A 21,243-nucleotide genomic window follows, 5' to 3' on the forward strand; every position below is an offset into this window, starting at 1 on the left:
CAGGTCGCCAAGTCAGACTGCGGCGAAACGCCGGGAGGAATTCCGCGAGATGAAGAAGCTGGTCTCAGCCGGCGAGATCCTCGTCGAGATCATGGCCGAGCGCATTGGCCAGAGCTTTCTCGAGTCCGGTCCGCTGCTTGGTCCCTATCCGTCCGGCGCGCCCGCCATCTTCATCGGCCAGGCCGCGGCGCTCGGCCAGCCCGCCGGGCTGATCGGCGCGGTCGGCGAGGACGATTTCGGCCAGTTGAACATCGAGCGGCTGCGGACCCTGGGCGCCGACGTGTCGGCGATCGCGGTCCACACGGGCCATGCGACGGGCACCGCCTTCGTCACCTACCGGGCCGACGGCAGCCGGCACTTTGTCTTCAACATCCGCAACAGTGCTGCCGGCCTGGTCGGCATCGATGCGGCCGCGCAGAGCATGCTGGCCGGCACCGACCACGTCCATGTCATGGGCTCGTCGCTGTTTTCCGACCGTGCCACCGAGGTCGCGCTCTCGGCAATATCGACGGTCAAGGCCAAGGGCGGGACCGTCTCCTTCGATCCCAACATCCGCCGCGAGATCATGCAGGCCTCCGGCATGCGCGAGGCGCTCGACCAGGTGCTCAAGCAAACCGATGTCTTCCTGCCGAGCGGCAACGAGCTGTTCCTGTTTTCATCGGCCGGCGACGAAAAGGGCGCGGTCGACGACCTCCTGCAGCGCGGTGTGTCCTGCATCGTCCTCAAGAAGGGCGCCGATGGCGCCGCCTACCACGACCGGCACGGCACGGTTGCCTTGCCGGGCTTTGCCGTCGACGAGGTCGATCCGACCGGCGCCGGCGACTGCTTCGGCGCCGCCTTCGTCTCGTTCTGGCTGCGCGACGCGGCTCCAGTCGAGGCGCTCAGGATCGCCAATGCCTGCGGTGCGCTCGCCGTCACCCGCAAGGGGCCGATGGAAGGTATTTTTCCGCTGGCCGAGGTCGAGGCTTTCGCAACCACCGCCGGGAAGGGCCAGCCATGAGCGCCGCGACGCAGAGATTTGCCGGCATCGCGGCGAAGCGCGCCGCGGGCGAGAAAGGCGGCATCGCCTCGATCTGTTCCGCGCATCCGCTGGTGATCGAGGCGACGCTCCGCCACGGCGCGGCGCGCGGCTCCGACGTGCTGATCGAGGCGACGTGCAACCAGGTCAACCACGAAGGCGGCTACACCGGCATGACACCGGCCGGCTTCCGCACATTCGTAGAGGGGCATGCGAAGAAGGCCGGCTTTCCGCTCGATCACCTGATCCTCGGCGGCGACCATCTCGGTCCCAACCCGTGGAAGCATCTTCCTGCCGCCGAGGCGATGGCGAAGGCGAAGGCGATGATCGACGCCTATGCCGGCGCCGGTTTCACCAAGCTGCATCTCGACACCAGCATGGCCTGCGCCGACGATCCCGCCGCGCTCGCCGACGAGACGATCGCCGCCCGCGCCGCCGCGCTTGCCGCCGTCGCCGAGGCGGCGGTCGCACGCATTGGCGGCGAGAAGCCGGTCTACATCATCGGCACCGAAGTGCCGGTGCCGGGCGGCGCGCTCGAAGCGCTCGACCATATGCATGTCACCGAGCCTGATGACGCCTTGCGCACCGTCGAGATCCATCGCCAGGCATTTTCGCGCGCCGGGCTCGATGCCGCCTTTGCCCGTGCGGTCGGCGTCGTCGTCCAGCCCGGCGTCGAATTCGGCAATGCCGAGATCATCGCCTATGCGCCGCAGATGGCGACGGAACTGGTCGCGGTGCTGGACCGCATGCCGCAATTCGTCTTCGAGGCGCATTCGACCGACTACCAGCCGGACGCAGCACTTGGCGCTCTGGTGCGCGACGGCTTTGCCATCCTAAAGGTCGGCCCCTGGCTGACCTTCGCGCTGCGCGAGGCGCTGTACGGGCTGAGCCACATCGCCGGCGTGCTGGCGCCGGACCCATCCCGCGAAAGCCTGCCGGCGGCGATGGAACGCATCATGCTGGCCGCGCCCGACAATTGGCGCAAATACTATCCGGGCACGCCGGACGAACAGCGCGTCGAGCGGCATTTCTCCTTCAGCGACCGCATCCGCTACTACTGGCCGGCGCCCGAAGCGCAGCGCGCGACGCAGACGCTGCTCGAGGCGCTGGGCGACCGCGAGATCCCCCGCACCTTGATCGGCCAGTACCTCGGACAGCTCGATGCGGCGGTTGCGGCGGGCCGGGTCAAGCCCACAGCGCATGAACTGCTGATCGGCAGCATCACCCGCGTCCTCGATATCTACGCCGGCGCGACCGGGCAGTAGCGGGCTCATCGCCCGTTGACTGAATCTGCCGAATTGAGTCGGCGGATTGTTCGCCACTATGCTATCAAGCGGCACTGCCGGAGGATCGGCCGATGCCGCAACGCCCCTATGATGAGCGCCTGCTCCGTCAGGCATTCGACGTCGCGCGCAAGGCCCGCGATGCTGGCGAACATCCCTTTGGTTCGCTCCTCGCCGACAAGGACGGCAATGTGTTGCGCGAGCAACTCAACGGTTACAAATCCGGAGGGGGCGACCGCACCGCTCATGCCGAAAGTCTGCTGGCCCGGTGGGCGGGGATGAATTTCAGCCTCGAAGAGCTGGCCTCTTGCACACTCTACACTTCGGCCGAACCTTGCGCGATGTGCTCAGGGACGATCTATTGGGCGGGCATCGGACGGGTCGTCTTTGGGCAGAGCGAACATGACCTCAAGGCCTTGACGGGTGCACATGACGAGAATCCCACGCTCGACCTGCCCTGCACGATCGTCTTCGAAGCAGGGCAGCGTCCGACGGAAGTCGTCGGCCCGCTGCTTGCCGACGAAGCGGCGCAACTCCAGGCCGATTTCTGGAAAGCCAAGTAAGCTCGTTTGCCGAGCGCGCTCTAGTACAGCGGCTGGGCCATGTGCCTTGGCGTCGGCCATTCGGTTGTGATGCCGGGCTGGACAGGCCGCTCGAGATAGGTCGACAGCACGACATAGCTTCGCGTCGAGGTCACGCCGGGTGTCTCGTACAGGCGCGACAGCAGGCCCTCCAGCGCGCGTGTATCCTCGGTGCGCACCTTGAGCAGCATGCAGGTGTCGCCGGCGACGGAATGGATCTCCTCGACTTCCGGATATTGGGAAACGGCCATCAGTTCCGGCGTCTTGCCCCAGCCCTTGGTGTCGATATGCACGAAGGCGAGCAACGGCTTCTTCACCGCCTTGGGATCGATGATCGCCGCGGTGCTGCGGATGGCGCCGCTGCGGCGCAGGCGCTTCACCCGTTCATGCGCCGCCGGCGGCGACAGGCCGACCCGGTCGCCGAGATCGGCGTAGCTGATCGTCGCGTCGTCGACCAGAACGCCTAATATCTTTCGGTCCGTCGCATCGACGTCCCGGGCCGCCGGCCGGTTCCGCTGAATGCCATCTGTTTCTTCATCCATATGGAAATTCCTTGTTGATGCTGAATTTCATTCGGACATTATGGTCGTATGTCGAACAGTGATCAATCAGCAATTTTCGTGGCGGCGCCCCGGCCGCCGATCCCGGCGATCGCCTATCTGCTCACCGGATGCATTGCCGTCATCGGCTCGAACTCGCTGGTCCTCGGCCCGATAGCGCCGGCCGTGGCGGCATCGTTTGGCGCAAGCGTGCCGGCGGTGATGATCGCATCCGCCGCCTTCGGTCTCGGCACCTCGGCAAGCGCGCTGTTCCTGGCGCGATACATCGATCGCATCGGCGCCCGCCGCATGCTGCAAGGGGCGCTGCTGCTGCTGGCGATCGGCCTGGTCGCCTCCGCATTGGCGCCGACGGTGACGGCGCTGGTCGCCGCCCAGCTCGTCGCCGGCATAGCCGCCGGCATTGCCATGCCGGCGATCTACGCCAGCTCGGCGGCGATCGCGCCGCCCGGCCGCGAGAGCGGCACGATCGGCGTCGTGCTGACCGGCTGGACGCTCTCCATGGTGGCCGGCGTCTCGCTGTCGGCCGTGATTGCCGATCTCGTGCATTGGCGCGCCGTCTTCGGCACGGTCGCGGTGCTTGCCGCCTTTGCCCTGGCCGGCCTGACCCTGACGTCACTCAGCGACACCAGGAAAAGCGGTCCGGCGCCGACGCCGTTTGGAGCCTTGGCCGTTCCCGGCATCGTGCCGCTGCTCGTCGCTTGTGCCGCCTTCATGACCGCCTTCTATGGCGTCTACGGCTATCTCGGCGATCACCTTCACAGCGGGTTGGGCCAGCCGGTCAGTGCCAATGGCTGGGCGGCACTTGCCTATGGCGCCGGCTTCGGCGCGGCCGCACTTCTCGACGGCGTCATCGATCGCCTCGGCGCGCGCCGCGTCATGCCTTTCGCCTATCTCCTGGTCGCGGTCGTCTATGTCGCGATCGCCGCGGCCAGCGGCAGCTTCGGGCTGACGCTGGCGATGGTGGCGGTCTGGGGCCTGGCCAACCATTTCGGCCTGAACGTGCTGGTGATGCGGCTCACCGCGCTCGATCCGTCGCGGCGCGGCACCATCATGGGCCTGAACAGCGCGGTGACCTACTTCGCCGTCTTTGTCGGCACGACAGGCTTCGGCCCGCTCTACACCGGCTTCGGCTTTGCCGCCTCGGCGATTGTCGCAGCCCTGCTGATGCTGGTCGCCGCCTCGGCGGCGGCGTGGCGTTCGCCATCCCCCATCCGGGCGTAAGCGGCAAGGCTTGCGTCCTCATCCGGTCCTTCGCTACAGGTTTGGCTCGCTATCCGAGCCGGGCCTGCGATGAAGACGACGCTTGAGACCACTGCCGATCCCTTGCCGCAAGAACTCGCTTTCCTGGGCGAGCGGCTGACGGCCTTCAACGACAGCGATGTCGGCGCGTCCAGGCGAAAGGCGCTTGCCGTCTTCGTGCGCGACGAAGGCGGCAAGATCGTCGCCGGCATTTCCGGCTACACCGCCTGGGGCTGGCTCTTCGTGCAATGGCTCTGGGTCGACGAAAGGCTGCGCGGCCAGCACTTGGCAGGCAACATGCTGGAGGCGGCCGAGCGGGAAGCGATCGTGCGTGGCTGCCACGGCGCCTGGATCGACACCTTCAATCCGAAGGCGGCCAGGGCCTATGAGCGCCAGGGCTACCAGCCGTTCGGCACGCTGCCCGATTTTCCCATCGGCCGCAGCCGCATCTTCCTGCAGAAGAAACTGGCTGGCTAGCCCGCCAGTCGTCCGCCGCGCATCGGCTGGGGCACGCCGGTCGTACTCGGAAAGCTGATCGGCAGGCCGCGCAGCACGCGCATCGCCAGGAAGGCGAAGCATTCGGCTTCGACCGCATCGCCTTTCCAGCCGAGCGTCTCGGCCTTCACCGCTTCGACGCCGGCGCGGCTGGCGAGCATCGCCATCATCGTCGGGTTGTGACGGCCACCGCCGCTGACCACCAGTCTCATTGGCCGATGCGGCAAAAGGTCGAGCGCCTTGCCGACGGCAGCAGTGGTGAAGGCCGTCAACGTTGCCGCGCCGTCCTCGGCATTGAGCCCGTCGGCCATCGCCGCGCCGAAGTCGAAACGGTCGAGCGATTTCGGATAGGGCTTGGTCAGATAGGGGTGCTCAAGCAGCTTGGCCAGACGCGCTTCGTCCACCGTGCCGGCGCGGGCCAGGGCGCCGTCGCGGTCCATGTCGCCAAGCCCCTTCGCCTTGATGAAATCGTTGAGCGGCGCATTGGCCGGGCCGGTGTCGAAGGCGACGACATTGTCCTTGCCGTCCCACCAGGTGATGTTGGCGACGCCGCCGAGATTGAGCACCGCCATGTCGCCGCTGGCGTCCGCCGCGCGCAGCAGCGCGGTGTGGTAGGCCGCCGCCAGTGGCGCGCCTTGTCCGCCAGCGCGCATGTCGGCCGAGCGGAAATCATAGGCGACCTTTGTGCCCAGAATGGCGTGCATCAATTCGCCGTCGCCGAGCTGGCGGGTCTGGCCGAGCCGGCCGACCTGCGGAGCGCGATGCAGCACGGTCTGGCCATGGAAGCCGACGACGCCGATGTCGGCCATGATGAGACCGTAGCTTTCGACGAGGTCCTTGACCGCCGCCGATTGTGCCCGCGTCAGCGCTTCTTCCGCCTCGCGGAAGATCGCCGGCTCCGGTCCGGTGAAATTCCATACCCGCGCCTGGCGCAGCGTCTCCTCCAGCAGGGTGCGGATCGATTGCGGGTAGGGCGCCAGCGTATAGGTGCCGAAATCGGCGATCCGCTCGCCATCGGTCTTGATCAGCGCCACGTCGATATTGCCGTCAAGCACGGTGCCGGTCATCAGGCCGACGGCCCAGATTGGTTCCATGGTCAAATTCCTTGATTGAGCATGATCTTTATCCGAAAAACCGGTTCCCACTTTTCGGGATCATGCTCCTAGCCTCCGTTGACGAGATCGCCGCTGTCGAGAAGACGTGTCGGATGGTTCCGGCTGGCGGGCAAGGTCCAGCCTTGTCTTTGTCGAAGTCAATCCACAGACCGTTGCCGGCGGAACCGGTATTTTGGTTTCTGCGCCTGTCTGGCTCAACAACGGCAGCAACGCCATCTCTTGCCTGTCGCCCGCGAAGGCGCGACGCTACGAGCAGCGTCTGGCGAAGTGCTTCCGCCGGAGGCTAACCAGGGAGGAAAAAATCATGGCATCCGACGTCGCAGTGATAGCAGGCGCGGGGCAGGGGCTCAGCGCCTCGCTCGCGCGCCTTCTCGCCAAGGAGGGTTTTCGCGTCGTACTGGCCGCCCGCAACACCGGCAAGCTCGCCCCGCTGGTCGGGGAGACCGGAGCGCTCGCCGTCGAAACGGACGTCGCCGATCCGGCCTCCGTCGCAAGCCTGTTCGACGCCGCCGACAAGGTCGGCTCGCTGGCCCTTGCCGTGTTCAACGCCAGCGGCCGCACGCGCGGCCCGATCGCCGAACTCGATCCGGACGCCGTCAAGCAGGCCCTTTTGGTCGGCGCCTATGGCGGCTTCCTGGTCGGCCAGCAGGCGGCGCGGCGGCTGTTGGCGCGCGGTTCCGGTTCGATCCTGTTCACAGGCGCCACCGCCAGCCTCAAGGGCTTTCCCGGTTCGGCCGGCTTTGCCATGCCGAAATTCGGCCTGCGCGGCCTGGCGCAGTCCATGGCCCGCGAGCTTAGCCCGAAGAACATCCATGTCGCGCATTTCATCATCGACGGCGCCATCCAGCCGCCCGGACAGGCCGAGGAGCCGGACCGGCCGGATCGCCGTCTGTCGCCGGACGCGATCGCCGAGACCTATCTCGGGACCCATCGCCAGCATCGCAGCGCCTGGAGTTTTGAAGTCGAACTAAGGCCCTGGGTCGAGACGTTCTGATCTTTCGATCCGAAGCCGGCGCCACGATTCTGCACAGCACCTGTCGCTCGCCGCCTGCCTTATGCCACACGCTGGTGGGCGTGCTCGCCGTCGCAGGATCTTTGAGAGAATATTCCCTGCTTCGCGTTGAAGAAGAAAAGCGGTTCTTTGATCGCAAGCGCAGCATTGCCGATCTTGTCATCAAGGCTTCGCATCCCGCCTGGCCGATATGACTTCAGCATTGCAAGGAACGCATCATGTCCGAACGCGGAAACGCTTTTAAGCCTTTCGTTTCAACATCAGTCACCAGGCGCGCAGGTCTTGCCGCGCTTCTGGCTTCGGCGCTTGCCATTGTTGCCTTGGCTGCGCCGACTCCGTCCTTCGCCGAGGACAAGAAGGCGATCAAGGTCGGCATCATCAGCGGCGAGGATGAGGATGTCTGGCGTGTCGTCGTAGCCCAGGCCGCCGAAAAAGGCCTGACGATCGACACCGTCGTCTTCAACGACTACACACAGCCCAACGAGGCGCTAGAGCGTGGCGAGATCGACGCCAATGCCTTCCAGCACAAGCCCTATCTCGACAACCAGATCAAGACTCAAGGGTATCACATCGTCCCGGTCGGCTATACCGGCGTCTGGCCGATCGGCCTCTATTCCAAGAAATACGCCAAGGTCGCCGACCTGCCCGAAGGCGCCGTCATCGGCCTGCCGAACGATCCGTCCAACGAGGGCCGCGCGCTGCGTGTGCTGCAGAACGAAGGCGTCCTCAAGCTGAAGGACGGCACCGGCATCCTGGCGACCACCGCCGACATCGCTGAGAACCCGAAGAAGGTCATCATCAAGGAACTCGATGCCGGCATTGTCGGGCGTTCGGTCGAGGATCTCGACGCCGCCGTGGTCAACACCGACTGGGCGCTGAAGAGCGGCCTTGGGCCTGACAACCGCATCGCCCAGGAGCCGGTGGCCGACAATCCCTACCGCAACTTCATCGCGGTCAGGGCCGGCAACGAGAACGAGCCCTGGGTCAAGACCTTGGTCGCTGCCTACCAGAACGAGACGGTCAAGGCCGAGTTCGACAAGGTCTACAAGGGCACCGGGATCAGCGCCTATTGATCGGCGCATGGCAGAAACAGGCGGTCCGCCACGGAGCGGGCCGCCATCGCATTTGCGGAACGCTGAGACGGAAACAAAGATGAACCAGCATGTCACAGCTGAAGTGGCGGATCGGGCCTATTCCACTGCTTCGGAAGACGTCGTCCGTCTCACCGATCTGAAGCGACGCTTCGGCGCGACGCCGGCGCTCGACGGCGTCTCGCTGACGGTGCGCAAGGGCGAGATACTCGGCATCATCGGCCGCAGCGGCGCCGGCAAGTCGACGCTGATCCGCTGCCTGAACGGGCTGGAGCGGCCGGATTCCGGCGAGGTGTTCATCGAGGGCCGCGAGATCAGCCGGCTTGGCGAGCGTGAGCTGCAGCCGCTGCGGCGCCGCATCGGCATGATCTTCCAGCACTTCAACCTGCTGTCGGCCAAGACCGTCGAGGACAATGTCGCGTTGCCACTCAAGCTCGAGGGCCGGCCCAAGGCCGAGCGGCTGGCGCGTGCCGCCGAACTCCTGGACCTCGTCGGCCTGTCGGAGAAGGCGAAAGCCTATCCGGCCTCGCTGTCGGGCGGCCAGAAACAGCGTGTCGGCATCGCCAGGGCGCTCGCCGCGCGCCCCGCGCTGCTGCTTTCCGACGAAGCGACCTCGGCGCTGGACCCGGAGACGACGCGCTCGATCCTGGCCCTGCTGAAAGACATCAACCGGCGGCTTGGCCTGACCATATTGCTCATCACCCACGAGATGGAGGTGATCCGTTCGATCGCCGACCGCGTGGCGGTGATCGACGCCGGGTGCATCGTCGAGCAGGGCCCGGTCTGGTCGGTGTTTGCCGACCCGCGTTCGGAAATCACCAAAAGCCTGCTCGGCGGCATCCGTCCGCAACTGCCGGCCGAGATCGCCAGCCGGCTCGTGCCAGGAGCCGGCGGAGACGCGATCCTCAGGATCGACGTCGCCGGCGAGGCCGCGCGGGCCCCGCTGCTATCGGACCTTGCCGATGCCCTGCCGGGTCCGTTCCGCCTCGTGCATGGCGGCATCGACCATGTCCAGCAGCAGCCGGTCGGCACGCTGTTCCTGGCGGTGGCGGGCAACGATGAAAATCATCTGTCGCAAGTGATCGCATTCCTGAAAGCCCGCCAGGCGCGGGTGGAGGTGCTTGGCCATGTCGCCGGTTCTGTTTGAGCTTCTCATTCGTTCGATCTGGGAGACGGTCCTGATGACCGGGGCCTCCGGCCTCATCTCGCTGGTCTTCGGCCTGCCGCTGGGCCTGGCGCTGGTCGCCACCGATCGCGGCGGCATCGCCGAAAGCCTGTGGGTAAACCGCGCGCTTGGCGCGGTCATCAACGGCTTCCGTTCCGTTCCCTTCATCATCCTTCTGGTGGCGCTCATCCCGGTGACGCGGCTGATCGTCGGCACCTCCATCGGCACCTGGGCGGCCATCGTGCCGCTGTCGATCGCTGCCACACCCTACTATGCCCGCATCGCCGAAGTGTCGCTGCGCGAAGTCGATCACGGGCTGATTGAGGCGGCGCGCGCCATGGGCGGCAACCGCTGGACGATCATCCGCGAGGTGCTGGTGCCGGAGGCGCTGCCCGGCATCGTCGCCGGATTCACGGTGACGCTGGTGACGCTGATCGGCGCCTCGGCCATGGCCGGTGCCATCGGCGCCGGCGGACTGGGCGACCTTGCCATCCGTTACGGCTACCAGCGCTTCGAGACCAGCGTCATGGTGGCGGTCGTCATCGTCCTCATCATCCTGGTCTGCGGCATCCAGTGGGCCGGCGACCGCCTGGTCGCCAGGCTGGACCACCGCGCATGACCGGATTGGCCGGGCGCAAGCAGGCTGGGTATCCGTTCGGACGTTCTTTGCCCGCAGGCGGCAAAATGCAGGCCGGCGTTCTCCCATCGGCGTCGAGTTTGGATCGTCCGTTGCTTGGATCGCAAAGGCCTGCGTGCCACCGTGGCGGTCAGGCGCAACGCCCCGCATAAGGAGCCTGAGCATGCCCAGAATTGTCCCTGTGCTCGATCTTGACCGCCTCGAACAGGGCGCATCGGAGCGCCGGACCTTTCTATTCGACCTGCGCACCGCCGCTCGCGATGTCGGCTTCTTCTATCTCAGCGGCCACGGCATATCGGCCTCGGAGATTGCCGACGTGCTCGATGCGTCGCGCCGCTTCTTTGCCTTGCCGGAGGCCGACAAGCTGGCCATCGAAATGGTCAAATCCTCGCAATTCCGCGGCTATACGCGCGCCGGCGGCGAACTGACCAAGGGCAAGGCCGACTGGCGCGAGCAGCTCGACATCGGCGTCGAGCGCCCGATCATCCCGCAAGGTCCGGGCGTTCCCGCCTGGACGCGGCTGCAAGGGCCGAACCAATGGCCGGCGTCCCTGCCGGAGCTGAAGCCGGCGCTGCTGGCATGGCAGGCGAGGGCGACCGAGGTGGCGATCCGCCTTTTGAAGGCCTTTGCCCAATCGCTCGACCAGGCCGAGGACGCTTTCGATCCGATCTATCGCGACGAGCCCAACCACCGCATGAAGATCGTGCGCTATCCCGGCCGTGACGCGACCGGCGACGACCAGGGCGTCGGCGCGCACAAGGACGGCGGCTTCCTGACCCTGCTGCTGCAGGACGAGAACAAGGGCTTGCAGGTCGAGTATGACGGCAGCTGGGTCAATGTGGACCCGCTTCCCGGAACGCTGGTGGTCAACATCGGCGAGCTGCTCGAACTGGCTTCCAACGGCTATCTTCGGGCGACCGTGCATCGCGTCGTCACACCGCCGCCTGGTGTCGAGCGGATCTCGCTTCCGTTCTTCTTCAGCGCTCGGCTCGACGCGACGATCCCGCTGCTCAACCTGCCCGAGGATCTGGCGGCCGAGGCGCGCGGCCCGGCCAGTGATCCCGACAATCCGCTGTTTCGCGATGTCGGAACCAACGTGCTGAAAAGCCGGCTGCGCTCGCATCCCGATGTGGCGAAGCGGCACTATGCCGACCTGCTGGAAACGGCTGCCGCTGCCGGCTGATTTTGCTGCAGCAATGGAGCCGAATTTTTCGCCGTTGGCCCCTTTTTTGGAATTCTGTTCGTCGCAAATGCGCCTGGGCAAGCCCACATAGAGTGTATCGTTCGGCGGTTTTCCTCCCATTCCCCGAACGGTGTTCCCCTCTGAAGGTTTGACCTTCATTTTTGGCCGGGCATTCGCGCCCGGCCTTTTTCTTTTTGAGTGGTCGCCGGCCACATGGCACTGCCATCATCTTCGGGGTCGGCGATTCAATCAAAAGCTGAGCCGCTTCAGACTCTCAGCCGCGAGCCCTCGGGATCGAAGAACGGCATCGGCGCTACGGTCGCTCGTGTCGGTGTCCCATCGATGTCGATGCTGAGCTCGGTGCCATTTGCAGTGAACGGCAATTTGAGATGCGCGGTCGCCAGCACCTTGCCCAGGGAATAGCCATGGTCGCTGTAGGTCACCACTCCGGCATCCTTGTCGCCGGCCATGACCCGGGCGTTGGTTGCGGCTGGCTTGTCGCCGTCGAGGATCAGGCCGGTCCAGCGCTCGTCGACACCCTGGTCGCGAACCTTGAGCAAGGCGTCGCGGCCGACGAAATCGCCCTTGTCGAACCGGATCCAGCGATCGAGGCCGACATGGAACGGTGTGCGGCTTTCGTCCATGTCGATGCCATGCGCGGGATAGGCCTTCTCCAGCCCCAGCGTGAACATCGCCAGCACACCATATGGCTTGAGGCCGAAATCCCGGCCGGTCCGCATCAGCATGTCCCAGACGGATGCCGCCTCGTCGGCCGGCACGAACAGCTCGAAGCCGAGTTCGCCGGTCACGCCGGTGCGCGAGATCAGCACGGGCGTCTCGCCGATGCGCCCTGAGGTGAACGACCAGCGTTTCAGTCCATCCAGATCGGCGTCGGAAACCAGCACCTTCAGCAGTTCGCGCGAGCGCGGCCCCTGGATCGTCGGGAAGGCGATGGCCGCGGTGATGTCGGTGACATAGGCCTTGCGCCCTTCGGCATGATGCAGCAGCCAGGGCAGCATCTTGAGGCGGTTGACCGAGCCGGTCACCAGCATGAAATGCTCCGGCGCCAGCCGGAACACGGTGAGGTCGTCCATGATGCCGCCGTCCTCGCGGCACACCGTGGAATAGCGCACTTGGCCCGGCTTCATCGCAGATGCATCATTGACGATGACATGGTTGACCAGCGCCACGGCATCCGGCCCCTTGATGTCCATCTTGCCCATGGTGCTGAGGTCCTGGACGCCGACATTGGCGCGCGTGTTCAGGTGCTCGTCGGCGATGCCGGAATAGTATTTGGCCGAGATGAAATCGCCGCCGACCCGACCCATGGTCGCGCCCAGCCCGACGATGCTGCCGTAGAAAGGGGATCGCCGCTCAGCCAAGGAGGTCTCCATCGTTCATGAAAAACGGCAGCGCCGGGCGGCGCTGCCGAAGTGGACTGTCGTGAGGTCAGGTACCGTAGACGTCGAACGAGAAGTACTTGTCGTTGATTTCCTTGTACTTTCCATTGGCACGCAGCGCATCGATGGCGGCGTTGAGCTTGTCGGTCAGCTCCTTGTTGCCCTTTTGCAGTGCGATGCCGACGCCGGGCCCGTGAATGGCCGGATCGGCCGTCAGCGTGTCAAGCAGCTTGCAGCAGGCGCCGTCGGGCTTCTTCAGCCATTCCGTCAGGATGATCGAGCCATCCATCATCGCGTCGAGCCGGCCATTGGCCATGTCGGTGCGGGCATCATCGCCGGTCGGATAGGCTTTTATGGTCGATCCGCTGTATTTCTGCTCGGCGAAGTTCTGATGGATGGTCGTGCTCTGCACGCCCATCGCCTTGCCTTTCAGATCGTCCGGCGAGGTGCCTGCGATGGTCGACTCCTTCGGCACGGCGATGGCCGGCGGCGTCTGGTAATATTTGCGGGTGAAGTCGACCTTTTCAGCCCGCTCCGGCGTGATGGTTATGTTGATGATGGCATCGAACTTGCCGGCCTGCAGCGCGGGAATGGAGCCGTCGAAATCCTGCACGACGAACTCGCATTCGGTTTTCATCTCGGCGCACAGCGCCTTGCCGAGATCGATGTCGAAGCCGCCCAGCGTACCGTCGGCATTGGCGTAGTTGAAGGGCGGATAGGCACCCTCGGTGCCGAGCTTGAGTTTCTTGTCCTGGGCGAAAGCCGCGCCCGAGGCGAGGCAGAAGGCAACTGAAGCGGCAAGCACGAAACGACCGAAAAGACGCATGGTCCAGATCTCCGTTGACCAGCGAAGTCTACGGTCTTTCAGGCCCGCGGCGGAGACGGAAACGACATATCATGCGCCGATCACGGCGCGATGTCGGCTCTTCAAAACACGCAGCTCGGCCCGCAAGTCCGACCTACAAGAATTCTTCACAAACGGCTACCTATACTGGCGACGACGTTTGGTTCGGGGTCACGAGGGGGGCGGCTTGGAATTCGACTTGAAAACCATAGAGGCGCTGGCTCCCGACCAGGCGTCGCTCAGTGCCGCCTCCAAGCTGACCAAGCGATCGAACTGGCCGCGCCTCGAGAAGAATGAGCAGCAGGCCCTGATCTGGGGCGAATGCCAAGGCTCCGGCTCCAACCCTTATCGCGTGGTGGTCGATACCGGCGATCACGGCTACAAATGCACCTGCCCATCGCGAAAATTTCCCTGCAAGCACACGCTGGCCCTGATGTGGATCGCCGCCACGGCACCAGCCAGCTTTGCTCCCATTGAAGCGACGCCGGAATGGGTGAATGACTGGCTTGGCCGGCGCCGCAAGACCACGTCGCAGCCTGCGGGACCCGCACCCGGCGCGGCAGCCAAGAGCATCGACGACGCTCTGCAGCCGGATGAGGCTGCCGTCGTCGAAGACGCCGCGGCCGTAGAACGCCGCGAGGTGGCGCAGCGCAAGCGGGCGCAAGAGACACGGTCCGCGGTGTCGGCGGCGCTCGATGAACTCGACCAGTGGATCGCCGACCAGTTGCGGCTTGGTCTGTCCGGATTTGTCGACGCCAGCAGCGAGCGCTGCCGCCGCATTGCCGCGCGGCTGGTTGACCTCAAGGCAACCGCGCTTGCCGGGCGCATCGACGAGATACCGTCGCGGCTGATGGCGCTGCGCAGCGAGGAGAGACCGGACGCGGCGATCCGCGAGCTCGGCAAGCTGGTGCTGCTGGCCAAGGCCTGGCGATCGGAGCCTGACGACCCTGAACTGAAGCGGCTCGTATCGACGTCCGAAACCCGTGAACAGATTCTGGCCAACCCGGACGCAAGGCAGGTGGAAAGCCACTGGGAGGTACTCGGCGAGAAGATCGAAACCCGCCGCGACGGCTTGGTCAGCCATTCGACCTGGTTGCTCGATCTGAACAGCGTGACGCCGAAATTTGCCCTGCTGCTCGACTATTTTCCCGCATCGGCGGGACGCAGATCGAATGCCTTCGCGCCGGGCGACCGCTTCAACGCCCGGCTGGTGTTCTATCCATCGCGCGCACCGCTGCGCGCGCTGGTGGCGGAGCGCATTGGTGACGTCACTTCCGGGGCGGCGTGGCCTGATTTCGGCGCGTTGAAAGACCCGCTCGCGGCGCGCGCTTCCCAGCAGGATGGTGCGCCATGGCTTACCGACAATCCTCTCATCCTGCCTCCCGGCGCGATCTCGCTCGACGACCGCGGCACCGCCTGGTGGCAGGCCGCCGATGATCCGCATGGGATCGCCTTGCCGATCGCCGGTGCTGTCGACCAAACCTTGCTCGGCATCGACCTTGGCGCTGCCGCGGCTCTGTGGAATGGCGCCAGGCTTGACCTTCTGGCGGCGCAGAGCAGGTTCGGGAGGCTCGATCTATCGTGAACGAACTCGAGCAGACAGGCCTGGCGGCAATGCGCGACTGCTGGATCACCGGCGGACCGACATTCGACCTCGCTCCAGCCGCGTGGAAGGAGATCGCCGGCACCGCTGGCCCCGACGAACGCGAGCGCCGGCTGCTGGCGATCGCGGCACAGGCGCTCGACATCGGCTTGCGGCCTGCGGCACCGAAGGTTCTGAAGCGTCGTCCGGCGCTGCCGGCACTTGCCCTGCCCATGCTGCCGGAGCGGTTGCGACCGCTGTTGAGGGCCGCGTTGAAACAGGCCGCTGACGCAAGGCGCAAGGTGCGTGTGGTGACGCTGGTCGCCAGCCGGGGCTTCGTGCTCCATCCGATGGACTGGATGCCTGCCGTGTCGGACCAGAACAGCCCGGACGTCTATGCCCCGTGGATCGACTGGCAGGCCGGTGTCGAAGGGCAGGCGCATGCCCCGCGCGAGAACCTGACGGCGGAAAACTGGGACGACTTCTATCCCGCGGCGCGCCGCATCGCGCTGGCCGACATGCGCCGCATCGAACCGGCCGCGGCACGGATGCTCATCGAGACCAAGGGATCGAGTGAGCCGGCGGAGGTCAGGCTCGCGCTCATCGAGCTCATGCGCTTCGGTCTCGCCCTCGAGGATGCGCCCTTCCTGAAAGGCCTTTCTACCGACCGTTCCGGCAAGGTGCGCGAACTGGCTGGTCGGCTGCTGGCAAGGTTGGGTGAGCACGGTCAGCATGGCGACGGTGGCGCGGATGACCCCATTGCCGAACTCGCCGCCTTCATCGCAGAAGGCAAATCCGGCTTCATCCGCCGCCGCACCACCTACACGCCGGCAAAACTCAAATCCCCGGCGCAGGAACAGCGTCGCGCCCAATTGTTCGAGACCTGCAACCTGGTCGACCTCGCCGCACGGTTCGGTGCCACCGAACCCGAATTCATCGGCGCCTGGCAGTTCGGCGCCGACAACAATGCCGACATCCTGATCGCACGAATGGTTGCCGCCTCGGGCAGCGACGCCGCGGTGACGCATATGGCGGATACGCTTGTCGCCGATGGTGGCAAACCGGCGCTGTTCGTCCTCCACCTCATGCCGCGTCTGGACAGCCACAGAAAGCGTGTCCTCGTCAGGCTGATCCTGAAGGACTGGAAATATCCTGGTGCGCTCAACCTTGCCGAAGGCATCGAAGCAAGCTGGCTGGAATGGGATGACCTGACAAACGGGCAAGTGCTTCCGGCACTGCGTTCGGTCATCGGCGCAACCGACGACGCCATGCGCCGCGGCCTCGACGATATCCTCGAAACGATGGGCTTCCTCACCACCACCGCCGCGGCGGCAAGGCTGATCGACGAGGTCGTCGCAGCCGGCATGCCGCCCGCGGCTCCTTCACTCGCTCTCCTGCGTCTCAACGCAGCGCTGGCCGAACATCCGTCTGCAACCGACACATGATCAATCCGGAGAAGAAACCATGAACGCAGCCATCCGTCTCCCGGTCGAGCAGGCCTATGCCAGTGAACTGCAAGCGCTGGCGCGCGGCGACGACAAGCAAAAGCCCGCCGGCTGGAGCCTCTCGCCAAAGGCCGTCCTGACCTATCTGCTGGGCGGCAAGGCCAGCGACGGCACCGTGATCACGCCGAAATATGTCGGTCGCCGTCGTTTGATGGAAACCGCCGTGGCGACTTTGGCCACCGACCGTGCGCTACTTTTGCTCGGCGTTCCGGGCACCGCCAAATCCTGGGTCTCGGAACATCTCGCCGCAGCCATCATGGGCGACTCGACGCTGATCGTGCAGTGCACGGCCGGAACCGACGAGAACCAGATCCGCTATGGCTGGAACTATGCCCAGCTTCTGGCGAAAGGCCCGAGCCAGGAAGCGCTGGTGCCGACGCCGCTCTTTCGCGCCATGCAGGACGGCAAGCTGTGCCGGCTCGAGGAACTGACGCGCATGGGCTCCGACGTACAGGACACGCTGATCACCGTGCTGTCCGAAAAGATGATGCCGATCCCGGAGCTGAACACCTCGATCTATGCCCAGCGCGGCTTCAACATCATCGCCACGGCAAACAACCGCGACAAGGGCGTCAACGAGCTGTCCTCGGCGCTCAAGCGGCGCTTCAATGTCGTGGTGCTGCCGCTGCCCGAAGACATGGCGGAGGAAGTCTCGATCGTCTCCAAGCGCGTCGGTGAGATGGCTGGCGGCCTCGACCTGCCGGTGCCGAAGAATGTCGCCGAAGAGATCGCCCGCGTGCTGACCATCTTCCGCGAATTGCGCTCAGGCTCGACCGCCGACGGCAAGGTGACACTGAAGACACCGTCGGGCTCGCTGTCGACGGCAGAGGCCATCGCCACCATGGTTGGCGGCCTCAGCCAGGCGGCCTGGTTCGACGGCGGCAAGCTCGGCGCCGAAGGCCTCGCCGCCAGCCTCGTCGGTGCGATCGTCAAGGATCCGGTGCAGGACAAGGTGGTGCTGGAAGAATATCTGGAAACGGTGCTCAAGAAGCGGCCCGACTATTCCGGCTACTATGCGGCGCTGAACGCGGCGATCTGACACCGATGAAGTACAGCGACATCGCCTATTTCGGCATACGCCATCACGGGCCCGGCTCCGCCGAAAGCCTTGTGCAAGCGCTGCAGGAATTGCGGCCGGTCGCCGTCCTGATCGAAGGGCCGAGCGACGCTTCGGCGTTGTTGCCGTTGCTGGCCCGCCCGGAAATGCAGCCGCCGGTGGCATTGCTCTGCTACCCGGAGGACGACCCGGCCTCGACCAGCTTCTGGCCGTTCGCCGAATTCTCTCCCGAATATCAGGCGGTCCTCTGGGCGGTCGGCAACAAGGCGGCGTTGCGCTTCATCGATCTGCCGTCGTCGGCGCGGTCGCCCGCCGAGGCGATCGATGCCGCGGAAAACACCGACACTGCCGAAGCCAGCGACGCCGGCAATGACGAGGACCCGCATCGCCGTGATCCGGTCGGCACGCTGGCGCATGCCGCCGGCTACGAGGATGGCGAAAGCTGGTGGTCGGATATCGTCGAACAGAACCCGGAGCCGGGCCCGATTTTCGCGGCCATCGCCGACGCCATGACGACATTGCGCGAAGGTGAAGGGTCGATCGCAAAGTTCGAAGCCAGGCGCGAAGCGCATATGCGGCTCGAAATCGCCGCGGCGCGAAAGGAGTTCGAGGGGCCGATAGCGGTGGTCTGCGGCGCATGGCACGTGCCGGCGCTGCAGGCAGCGCACGCCCAGAAAGCCGATCAGGCGCTGCTCAAGGGCATTGCCCGGCGCAAGAGCACGATGACATGGGCGCCGTGGACGGGGCCGCGCCTGGCGTCGGGCCTCGGCTATGGTGCGGGCGTCGTGGCGCCAGGCTGGTGCAAGCATCTTTGGCGCACGCGCGGCCGGCATGACGGGGCAACCCTGTGGCTGGCGATGATTGCGGCGGTGCTGCGCGAGAAGGGGCATCTGATCTCGACCGCATCCCTGATCGAGGCGGAGCGGCTCGCCCGTACGCTCGCCGCCATTCGCGAGCGGCCGAAGTCCGGCTTCGAGGAATTGCGTGACGCTTCCGTCGCCGCTTTGTTCAACGGCGAAGCGCTGCTATGGGCGCTGGTCGAGGCCGAGCTGCTTCTGGGTGCGGACGTCGGTGAAATCCCACCCGACACCCCGCTGGCGCCCTTGATCGAGGATCTGCAGCGCAACCAGAAGGCGGCGCGGCTGAAGCCCGAGGCGCTGGAGCGCGAACTGTCGGTCGATCTGCGCAGCGAAAGCGGGCTTTTCCGTTCGACATTGCTGCACCGCTTGAGCGTACTTGGTGTGCATTGGGGCAAATTGACCGACGCCGGGCGCAGCCGCGGCACCTTCCGCGAACGCTGGACGCTGGCCTGGGAGCCGGAATATGCCGTTCGGCTGGTCGAGAACCTTGTCTACGGCCCGACCATCGAAAAGGCCGCCAATGGCCGGCTGATCCAGATGATCGGCGCCGCGGCAACCCTCGACACGCTTGCCGCCCTGGTGCAGAGCGCGATCACGGCCGACCTGTCGGAAGCCTCGAGCGCCGGTCTTGTTGCGCTGGAGGCACGCGCGGCGCACAGCAGCGAATGCCTGGAAATCCTCGCCTCGGTGCCGCCGCTTGCCGACATCATCCGCTATGGTGAGGCGCGCAAGACGGAGACGCACCGCCTGTCCGGCCTCATGGAGCGGCTGATCGTCGAAGCGGCGATCGCGCTGCCCTATGCCGTGCGCGATCTCGATCAGCAGGCTGCCGCTTCACTGGTCGGCGCCCTGCGCAAGGCCGACGAAGCCATCAGGCTGATCGAACCCGGGGACGATGTGCTGAACGGATGGCGCGACGGGCTGGCCGCCGTGCTCGATGGGCCGCGATCGACGGCGCTGCTGGCCGGTTGCGCCGCGCACTTGCTTTACGAGGCCGGCCAACTGTCCGCAGAAGCCGCTGCCGGACTGCTCGGGCGACGCCTGTCGCCCGGAACGCCGGTCATTGAAGCGGCTGGGTTCTTCGAGGGTTTCTTCAGCACCGCCGGTCAACGGCTCATCTATGACGAGGGTCTGCGCGGCGCGGTCGATGCGTGGCTGAAATCGCTCGACGAAGAGGCTTTTGTCGCGCATCTGCCATTGCTGCGCCGCGTCTTTTCCAATCTGGACAGCATGGAGCGCCGGCGGCTGATCGAGGCGGTTCTCGGCCGCGCGGCGCGCCTGCCGGCTGGGCTGACGCCGGCACCGGATGGTGGCGAGGCCTGGCGCCGGCACCTGGAACGGCTCGGACCATTGCTCATGGGGGGTGGCAATGGATGACGAGGCCGAAATGAACGAGCCTGGTGCACTCACGCCGGACGGCGAGAGGGAGCGTCGCTGGCGCCTGGCGATCGGCGCCGCCGACGAAACATCGCCGGCCCTTTCCGAAGACGACAAGCGGCTCTCGGCCGCACTCGACGCCCTCTATGGCGATGGCGCTGGCGATGCTGCCGCCGATCCGCGCAAGCGGCGCGGCGGGCTCGGCCGGTCGGCACCGCGCGTCGCGCAATGGATGGGCGACATCCGCTCCTTCTTTCCGGCGCAGGTCGTGCAGATCGTCCAGAAAGACGCTTTCGAACGGCTGAACCTGAAGCAGATGCTGATGGAGCCGGAATTCCTCAAAGCGATCGAGGCCGACGTCAATCTGGTTGCCGACCTGATTTCGCTTCGCTCGGTGATGCCGTCCAAGACCAAGGACATCGCCCGCACCATCATCGCCGACATCGTCGCCAAGCTGATGCAGCGGCTCGAGCAGAAAACCGCTGAAGCGATACGCGGCGCGCTCGACCGGTCGAGACGCACCAACCGCCCGCGCCAACGCGATATCGACTGGCCGCGCACCATCTCGGCAAACCTTCGCCACTACCAGCCCGAACACAAGACCATCGTGCCGGAAAAGCTGGTTGGCTTCATGCGCAAGCAACGCCGGCTGGTCGACCTCGACGAGGTTGTACTGTGTGTCGACCAGTCCGGTTCGATGGCGAGCTCGGTGATCTACGCTTCGATCTTTGCGGCGGTGATGGCGTCGCTGCCGGTCGTGCGCACCAAGCTTGTCTGCTTCGACACCGCGATTGTCGATCTCACCGAGGACCTCAGCGATCCCGTCGAAGTGCTGTTCGGCGTGCAGCTTGGCGGCGGTACCGACATCAACCAGGCGGTCGCCTATTGCGCCGAGCGCATCGAGCGGCCGACCAAGTCGCATTTCGTGCTGATCACCGACCTCTACGAAGGCGGCAACGGCCAGGAATTGTTGCGCAGGCTGGCAGCGCTGGTCCGGTCCGGCGTCAATGTCGTCGTGCTTCTGGCGCTGACCGATCAGGGCCGCCCAGGCTATGACCCGGCTATGGCCGGTTCGGTCGCCGCGCTTGGCATTCCGGTCTTCGCCTGCACGCCGGACCTGTTTCCGGACATGATGGCGGCGGCCCTGCGCCGGGAGGATATCGGCGCCTGGGCGGCGGGGGCCGATATCAAGGTCGTTCGCGCCGAGACCGAAGCACCGACAGCAGGCGAATAGAGTTC

Annotated in this window: 20 protein-coding genes; 16 read left to right on the forward strand and 4 right to left on the reverse strand. The window is 65.6% G+C overall.

Annotation, left to right across the window (positions count from 1 at the left end; genetic code table 11):
• Positions 1-49 precede the first annotated feature (49 nt).
• The 3 genes from A6B35_RS10830 (at position 50) to A6B35_RS10840 (ending at position 2,864) form a co-directional block, all read left to right on the forward strand.
• Entirely contained in the window at positions 50-1,000 is a 951-nt protein-coding gene (locus A6B35_RS10830) for a sugar kinase (protein WP_006206415.1), read from the forward strand.
• Positions 997-2,283, forward strand: coding sequence for a D-tagatose-bisphosphate aldolase, class II, non-catalytic subunit (locus tag A6B35_RS10835; protein WP_006206414.1), 1,287 nt, complete (start codon positions 997-999; stop codon positions 2,281-2,283). Before A6B35_RS10830 ends, A6B35_RS10835 begins: the two co-directional genes overlap by 4 nt.
• Before the next feature lie 92 nt (positions 2,284-2,375).
• The gene (locus tag A6B35_RS10840) at positions 2,376-2,864 is read left to right on the forward strand and encodes a nucleoside deaminase (protein ID WP_006206413.1); all 489 of its coding nucleotides are present in this window, start codon (positions 2,376-2,378) and stop codon (positions 2,862-2,864) included.
• 20 nt (positions 2,865-2,884) lie between these two features.
• Here A6B35_RS10840 and A6B35_RS10845 read toward each other — a convergent pair whose 3' ends face one another.
• A complete protein-coding gene (locus A6B35_RS10845) occupies positions 2,885-3,424 on the reverse strand; it encodes an Lrp/AsnC family transcriptional regulator (RefSeq protein ID WP_006206412.1) in 540 nt (179 codons plus the stop codon).
• Between the two features lie 48 nt (positions 3,425-3,472).
• Here A6B35_RS10845 and A6B35_RS10850 point away from each other — a divergent pair, with 48 nt between their 5' ends.
• On the forward strand, positions 3,473-4,663 hold the full coding sequence (locus A6B35_RS10850; RefSeq protein ID WP_006206411.1) for an MFS transporter: 1,191 nt from the start codon (positions 3,473-3,475) through the stop codon (positions 4,661-4,663).
• Positions 4,664-4,732: 69 nt separating this feature from the next.
• Entirely contained in the window at positions 4,733-5,158 is a 426-nt protein-coding gene (locus A6B35_RS10855; protein ID WP_006206410.1) for a GNAT family N-acetyltransferase, read from the forward strand.
• On the opposite strand, the gene A6B35_RS10860 is transcribed toward A6B35_RS10855, so the two are convergent.
• Positions 5,155-6,270 carry an anhydro-N-acetylmuramic acid kinase gene (locus A6B35_RS10860; RefSeq protein ID WP_006206409.1) on the reverse strand — a complete coding sequence of 372 codons (1,116 nt, stop codon included), beginning with the start codon at positions 6,268-6,270 and terminating at the stop codon, positions 5,155-5,157. The two genes, A6B35_RS10855 and A6B35_RS10860, sit on opposite strands and share 4 nt — an antisense overlap.
• A gap of 325 nt (positions 6,271-6,595) precedes the next feature.
• Here A6B35_RS10860 and A6B35_RS10865 point away from each other — a divergent pair, with 325 nt between their 5' ends.
• The 6 genes from A6B35_RS10865 to A6B35_RS10885 all read left to right on the forward strand — a co-directional run bounded on the left by A6B35_RS10865 (position 6,596) and on the right by A6B35_RS10885 (position 11,379).
• Positions 6,596-7,285: an SDR family NAD(P)-dependent oxidoreductase gene (locus A6B35_RS10865; RefSeq protein WP_040584217.1), complete on the forward strand. Its 690-nt coding sequence runs from the start codon at positions 6,596-6,598 to the stop codon at positions 7,283-7,285.
• Between the two features lie 74 nt (positions 7,286-7,359).
• The gene (locus A6B35_RS36170; RefSeq protein ID WP_157999237.1) at positions 7,360-7,497 is read left to right on the forward strand and encodes a hypothetical protein; all 138 of its coding nucleotides are present in this window, start codon (positions 7,360-7,362) and stop codon (positions 7,495-7,497) included.
• Positions 7,498-7,521: 24 nt separating this feature from the next.
• Positions 7,522-8,376 carry a MetQ/NlpA family lipoprotein gene (locus tag A6B35_RS10870; RefSeq protein ID WP_006206406.1) on the forward strand — a complete coding sequence of 285 codons (855 nt, stop codon included), beginning with the start codon at positions 7,522-7,524 and terminating at the stop codon, positions 8,374-8,376.
• Between the two features lie 79 nt (positions 8,377-8,455).
• Positions 8,456-9,541: a methionine ABC transporter ATP-binding protein gene (locus tag A6B35_RS10875; RefSeq protein WP_006206405.1), complete on the forward strand. Its 1,086-nt coding sequence runs from the start codon at positions 8,456-8,458 to the stop codon at positions 9,539-9,541.
• Positions 9,522-10,178, forward strand: coding sequence for a methionine ABC transporter permease (locus A6B35_RS10880; protein ID WP_006206404.1), 657 nt, complete (start codon positions 9,522-9,524; stop codon positions 10,176-10,178). Before A6B35_RS10875 ends, A6B35_RS10880 begins: the two co-directional genes overlap by 20 nt.
• A 181-nt stretch (positions 10,179-10,359) precedes the next feature.
• Positions 10,360-11,379, forward strand: coding sequence for an isopenicillin N synthase family dioxygenase (locus tag A6B35_RS10885; protein WP_006206403.1), 1,020 nt, complete (start codon positions 10,360-10,362; stop codon positions 11,377-11,379).
• Positions 11,380-11,645: 266 nt separating this feature from the next.
• Here the strand turns inward: A6B35_RS10885 and A6B35_RS10890 are convergent, their stop codons facing one another.
• Together A6B35_RS10890 and A6B35_RS10895 are read right to left on the reverse strand one after the other, a co-directional pair.
• A complete protein-coding gene (locus A6B35_RS10890) occupies positions 11,646-12,761 on the reverse strand; it encodes an aminomethyl transferase family protein (RefSeq protein ID WP_006206402.1) in 1,116 nt (371 codons plus the stop codon).
• A gap of 67 nt (positions 12,762-12,828) precedes the next feature.
• A complete protein-coding gene (locus A6B35_RS10895) occupies positions 12,829-13,605 on the reverse strand; it encodes an ABC transporter substrate-binding protein (protein WP_006206401.1) in 777 nt (258 codons plus the stop codon).
• A 217-nt stretch (positions 13,606-13,822) separates the two neighbouring features.
• Here A6B35_RS10895 and A6B35_RS10900 point away from each other — a divergent pair, with 217 nt between their 5' ends.
• From A6B35_RS10900 to A6B35_RS10920, 5 genes are read left to right on the forward strand one after another with little or no spacing between them, the layout of a single operon-like run.
• Positions 13,823-15,208, forward strand: coding sequence for an SWIM zinc finger family protein (locus A6B35_RS10900; RefSeq protein WP_244426131.1), 1,386 nt, complete (start codon positions 13,823-13,825; stop codon positions 15,206-15,208).
• A complete protein-coding gene (locus A6B35_RS10905; protein ID WP_006206399.1) occupies positions 15,205-16,650 on the forward strand; it encodes a DUF5691 domain-containing protein in 1,446 nt (481 codons plus the stop codon). The genes A6B35_RS10900 and A6B35_RS10905 overlap by 4 nt, the downstream gene beginning before the upstream one ends.
• 19 nt (positions 16,651-16,669) lie before the next feature.
• A complete protein-coding gene (locus tag A6B35_RS10910) occupies positions 16,670-17,749 on the forward strand; it encodes an ATP-binding protein (protein WP_006206398.1) in 1,080 nt (359 codons plus the stop codon).
• A 5-nt stretch (positions 17,750-17,754) separates the two neighbouring features.
• The gene (locus A6B35_RS10915; protein ID WP_006206397.1) at positions 17,755-20,004 is read left to right on the forward strand and encodes a DUF5682 family protein; all 2,250 of its coding nucleotides are present in this window, start codon (positions 17,755-17,757) and stop codon (positions 20,002-20,004) included.
• On the forward strand, positions 19,997-21,238 hold the full coding sequence (locus A6B35_RS10920) for a VWA domain-containing protein (RefSeq protein ID WP_006206396.1): 1,242 nt from the start codon (positions 19,997-19,999) through the stop codon (positions 21,236-21,238). The genes A6B35_RS10915 and A6B35_RS10920 overlap by 8 nt, the downstream gene beginning before the upstream one ends.
• Positions 21,239-21,243: the final 5 nt, after the last annotated feature.

Origin of the sequence: Mesorhizobium amorphae CCNWGS0123 (assembly GCF_001686985.1) — a bacterium.
Taxonomy (GTDB): Bacteria; Pseudomonadota; Alphaproteobacteria; order Rhizobiales; family Rhizobiaceae; genus Mesorhizobium; species Mesorhizobium amorphae.

Excerpts from the sequence above, each read along its gene's own strand:
- A6B35_RS10830 (WP_006206415.1), top strand. The coding sequence starts at position 50 with ATGAAGAAGCTGGTCTCAGCCGGCGAGATCCTCGTCGAGATCATGGCC.
- A6B35_RS10835 (WP_006206414.1), top strand. The coding sequence starts at position 997 with ATGAGCGCCGCGACGCAGAGATTTGCCGGCATCGCGGCGAAGCGCGCC.
- A6B35_RS10840 (WP_006206413.1), top strand. The coding sequence starts at position 2,376 with ATGCCGCAACGCCCCTATGATGAGCGCCTGCTCCGTCAGGCATTCGAC.
- A6B35_RS10845 (WP_006206412.1), bottom strand. The coding sequence starts at position 3,424 with ATGGATGAAGAAACAGATGGCATTCAGCGGAACCGGCCGGCGGCCCGG.
- A6B35_RS10850 (WP_006206411.1), top strand. The coding sequence starts at position 3,473 with ATGTCGAACAGTGATCAATCAGCAATTTTCGTGGCGGCGCCCCGGCCG.
- A6B35_RS10855 (WP_006206410.1), top strand. The coding sequence starts at position 4,733 with ATGAAGACGACGCTTGAGACCACTGCCGATCCCTTGCCGCAAGAACTC.
- A6B35_RS10860 (WP_006206409.1), bottom strand. The coding sequence starts at position 6,270 with ATGGAACCAATCTGGGCCGTCGGCCTGATGACCGGCACCGTGCTTGAC.
- A6B35_RS10865 (WP_040584217.1), top strand. The coding sequence starts at position 6,596 with ATGGCATCCGACGTCGCAGTGATAGCAGGCGCGGGGCAGGGGCTCAGC.
- A6B35_RS10870 (WP_006206406.1), top strand. The coding sequence starts at position 7,522 with ATGTCCGAACGCGGAAACGCTTTTAAGCCTTTCGTTTCAACATCAGTC.
- A6B35_RS10875 (WP_006206405.1), top strand. The coding sequence starts at position 8,456 with ATGAACCAGCATGTCACAGCTGAAGTGGCGGATCGGGCCTATTCCACT.
- A6B35_RS10880 (WP_006206404.1), top strand. The coding sequence starts at position 9,522 with ATGTCGCCGGTTCTGTTTGAGCTTCTCATTCGTTCGATCTGGGAGACG.
- A6B35_RS10885 (WP_006206403.1), top strand. The coding sequence starts at position 10,360 with ATGCCCAGAATTGTCCCTGTGCTCGATCTTGACCGCCTCGAACAGGGC.
- A6B35_RS10895 (WP_006206401.1), bottom strand. The coding sequence starts at position 13,605 with ATGCGTCTTTTCGGTCGTTTCGTGCTTGCCGCTTCAGTTGCCTTCTGC.
- A6B35_RS10910 (WP_006206398.1), top strand. The coding sequence starts at position 16,670 with ATGAACGCAGCCATCCGTCTCCCGGTCGAGCAGGCCTATGCCAGTGAA.
- A6B35_RS10915 (WP_006206397.1), top strand. The coding sequence starts at position 17,755 with ATGAAGTACAGCGACATCGCCTATTTCGGCATACGCCATCACGGGCCC.
- A6B35_RS10920 (WP_006206396.1), top strand. The coding sequence starts at position 19,997 with ATGGATGACGAGGCCGAAATGAACGAGCCTGGTGCACTCACGCCGGAC.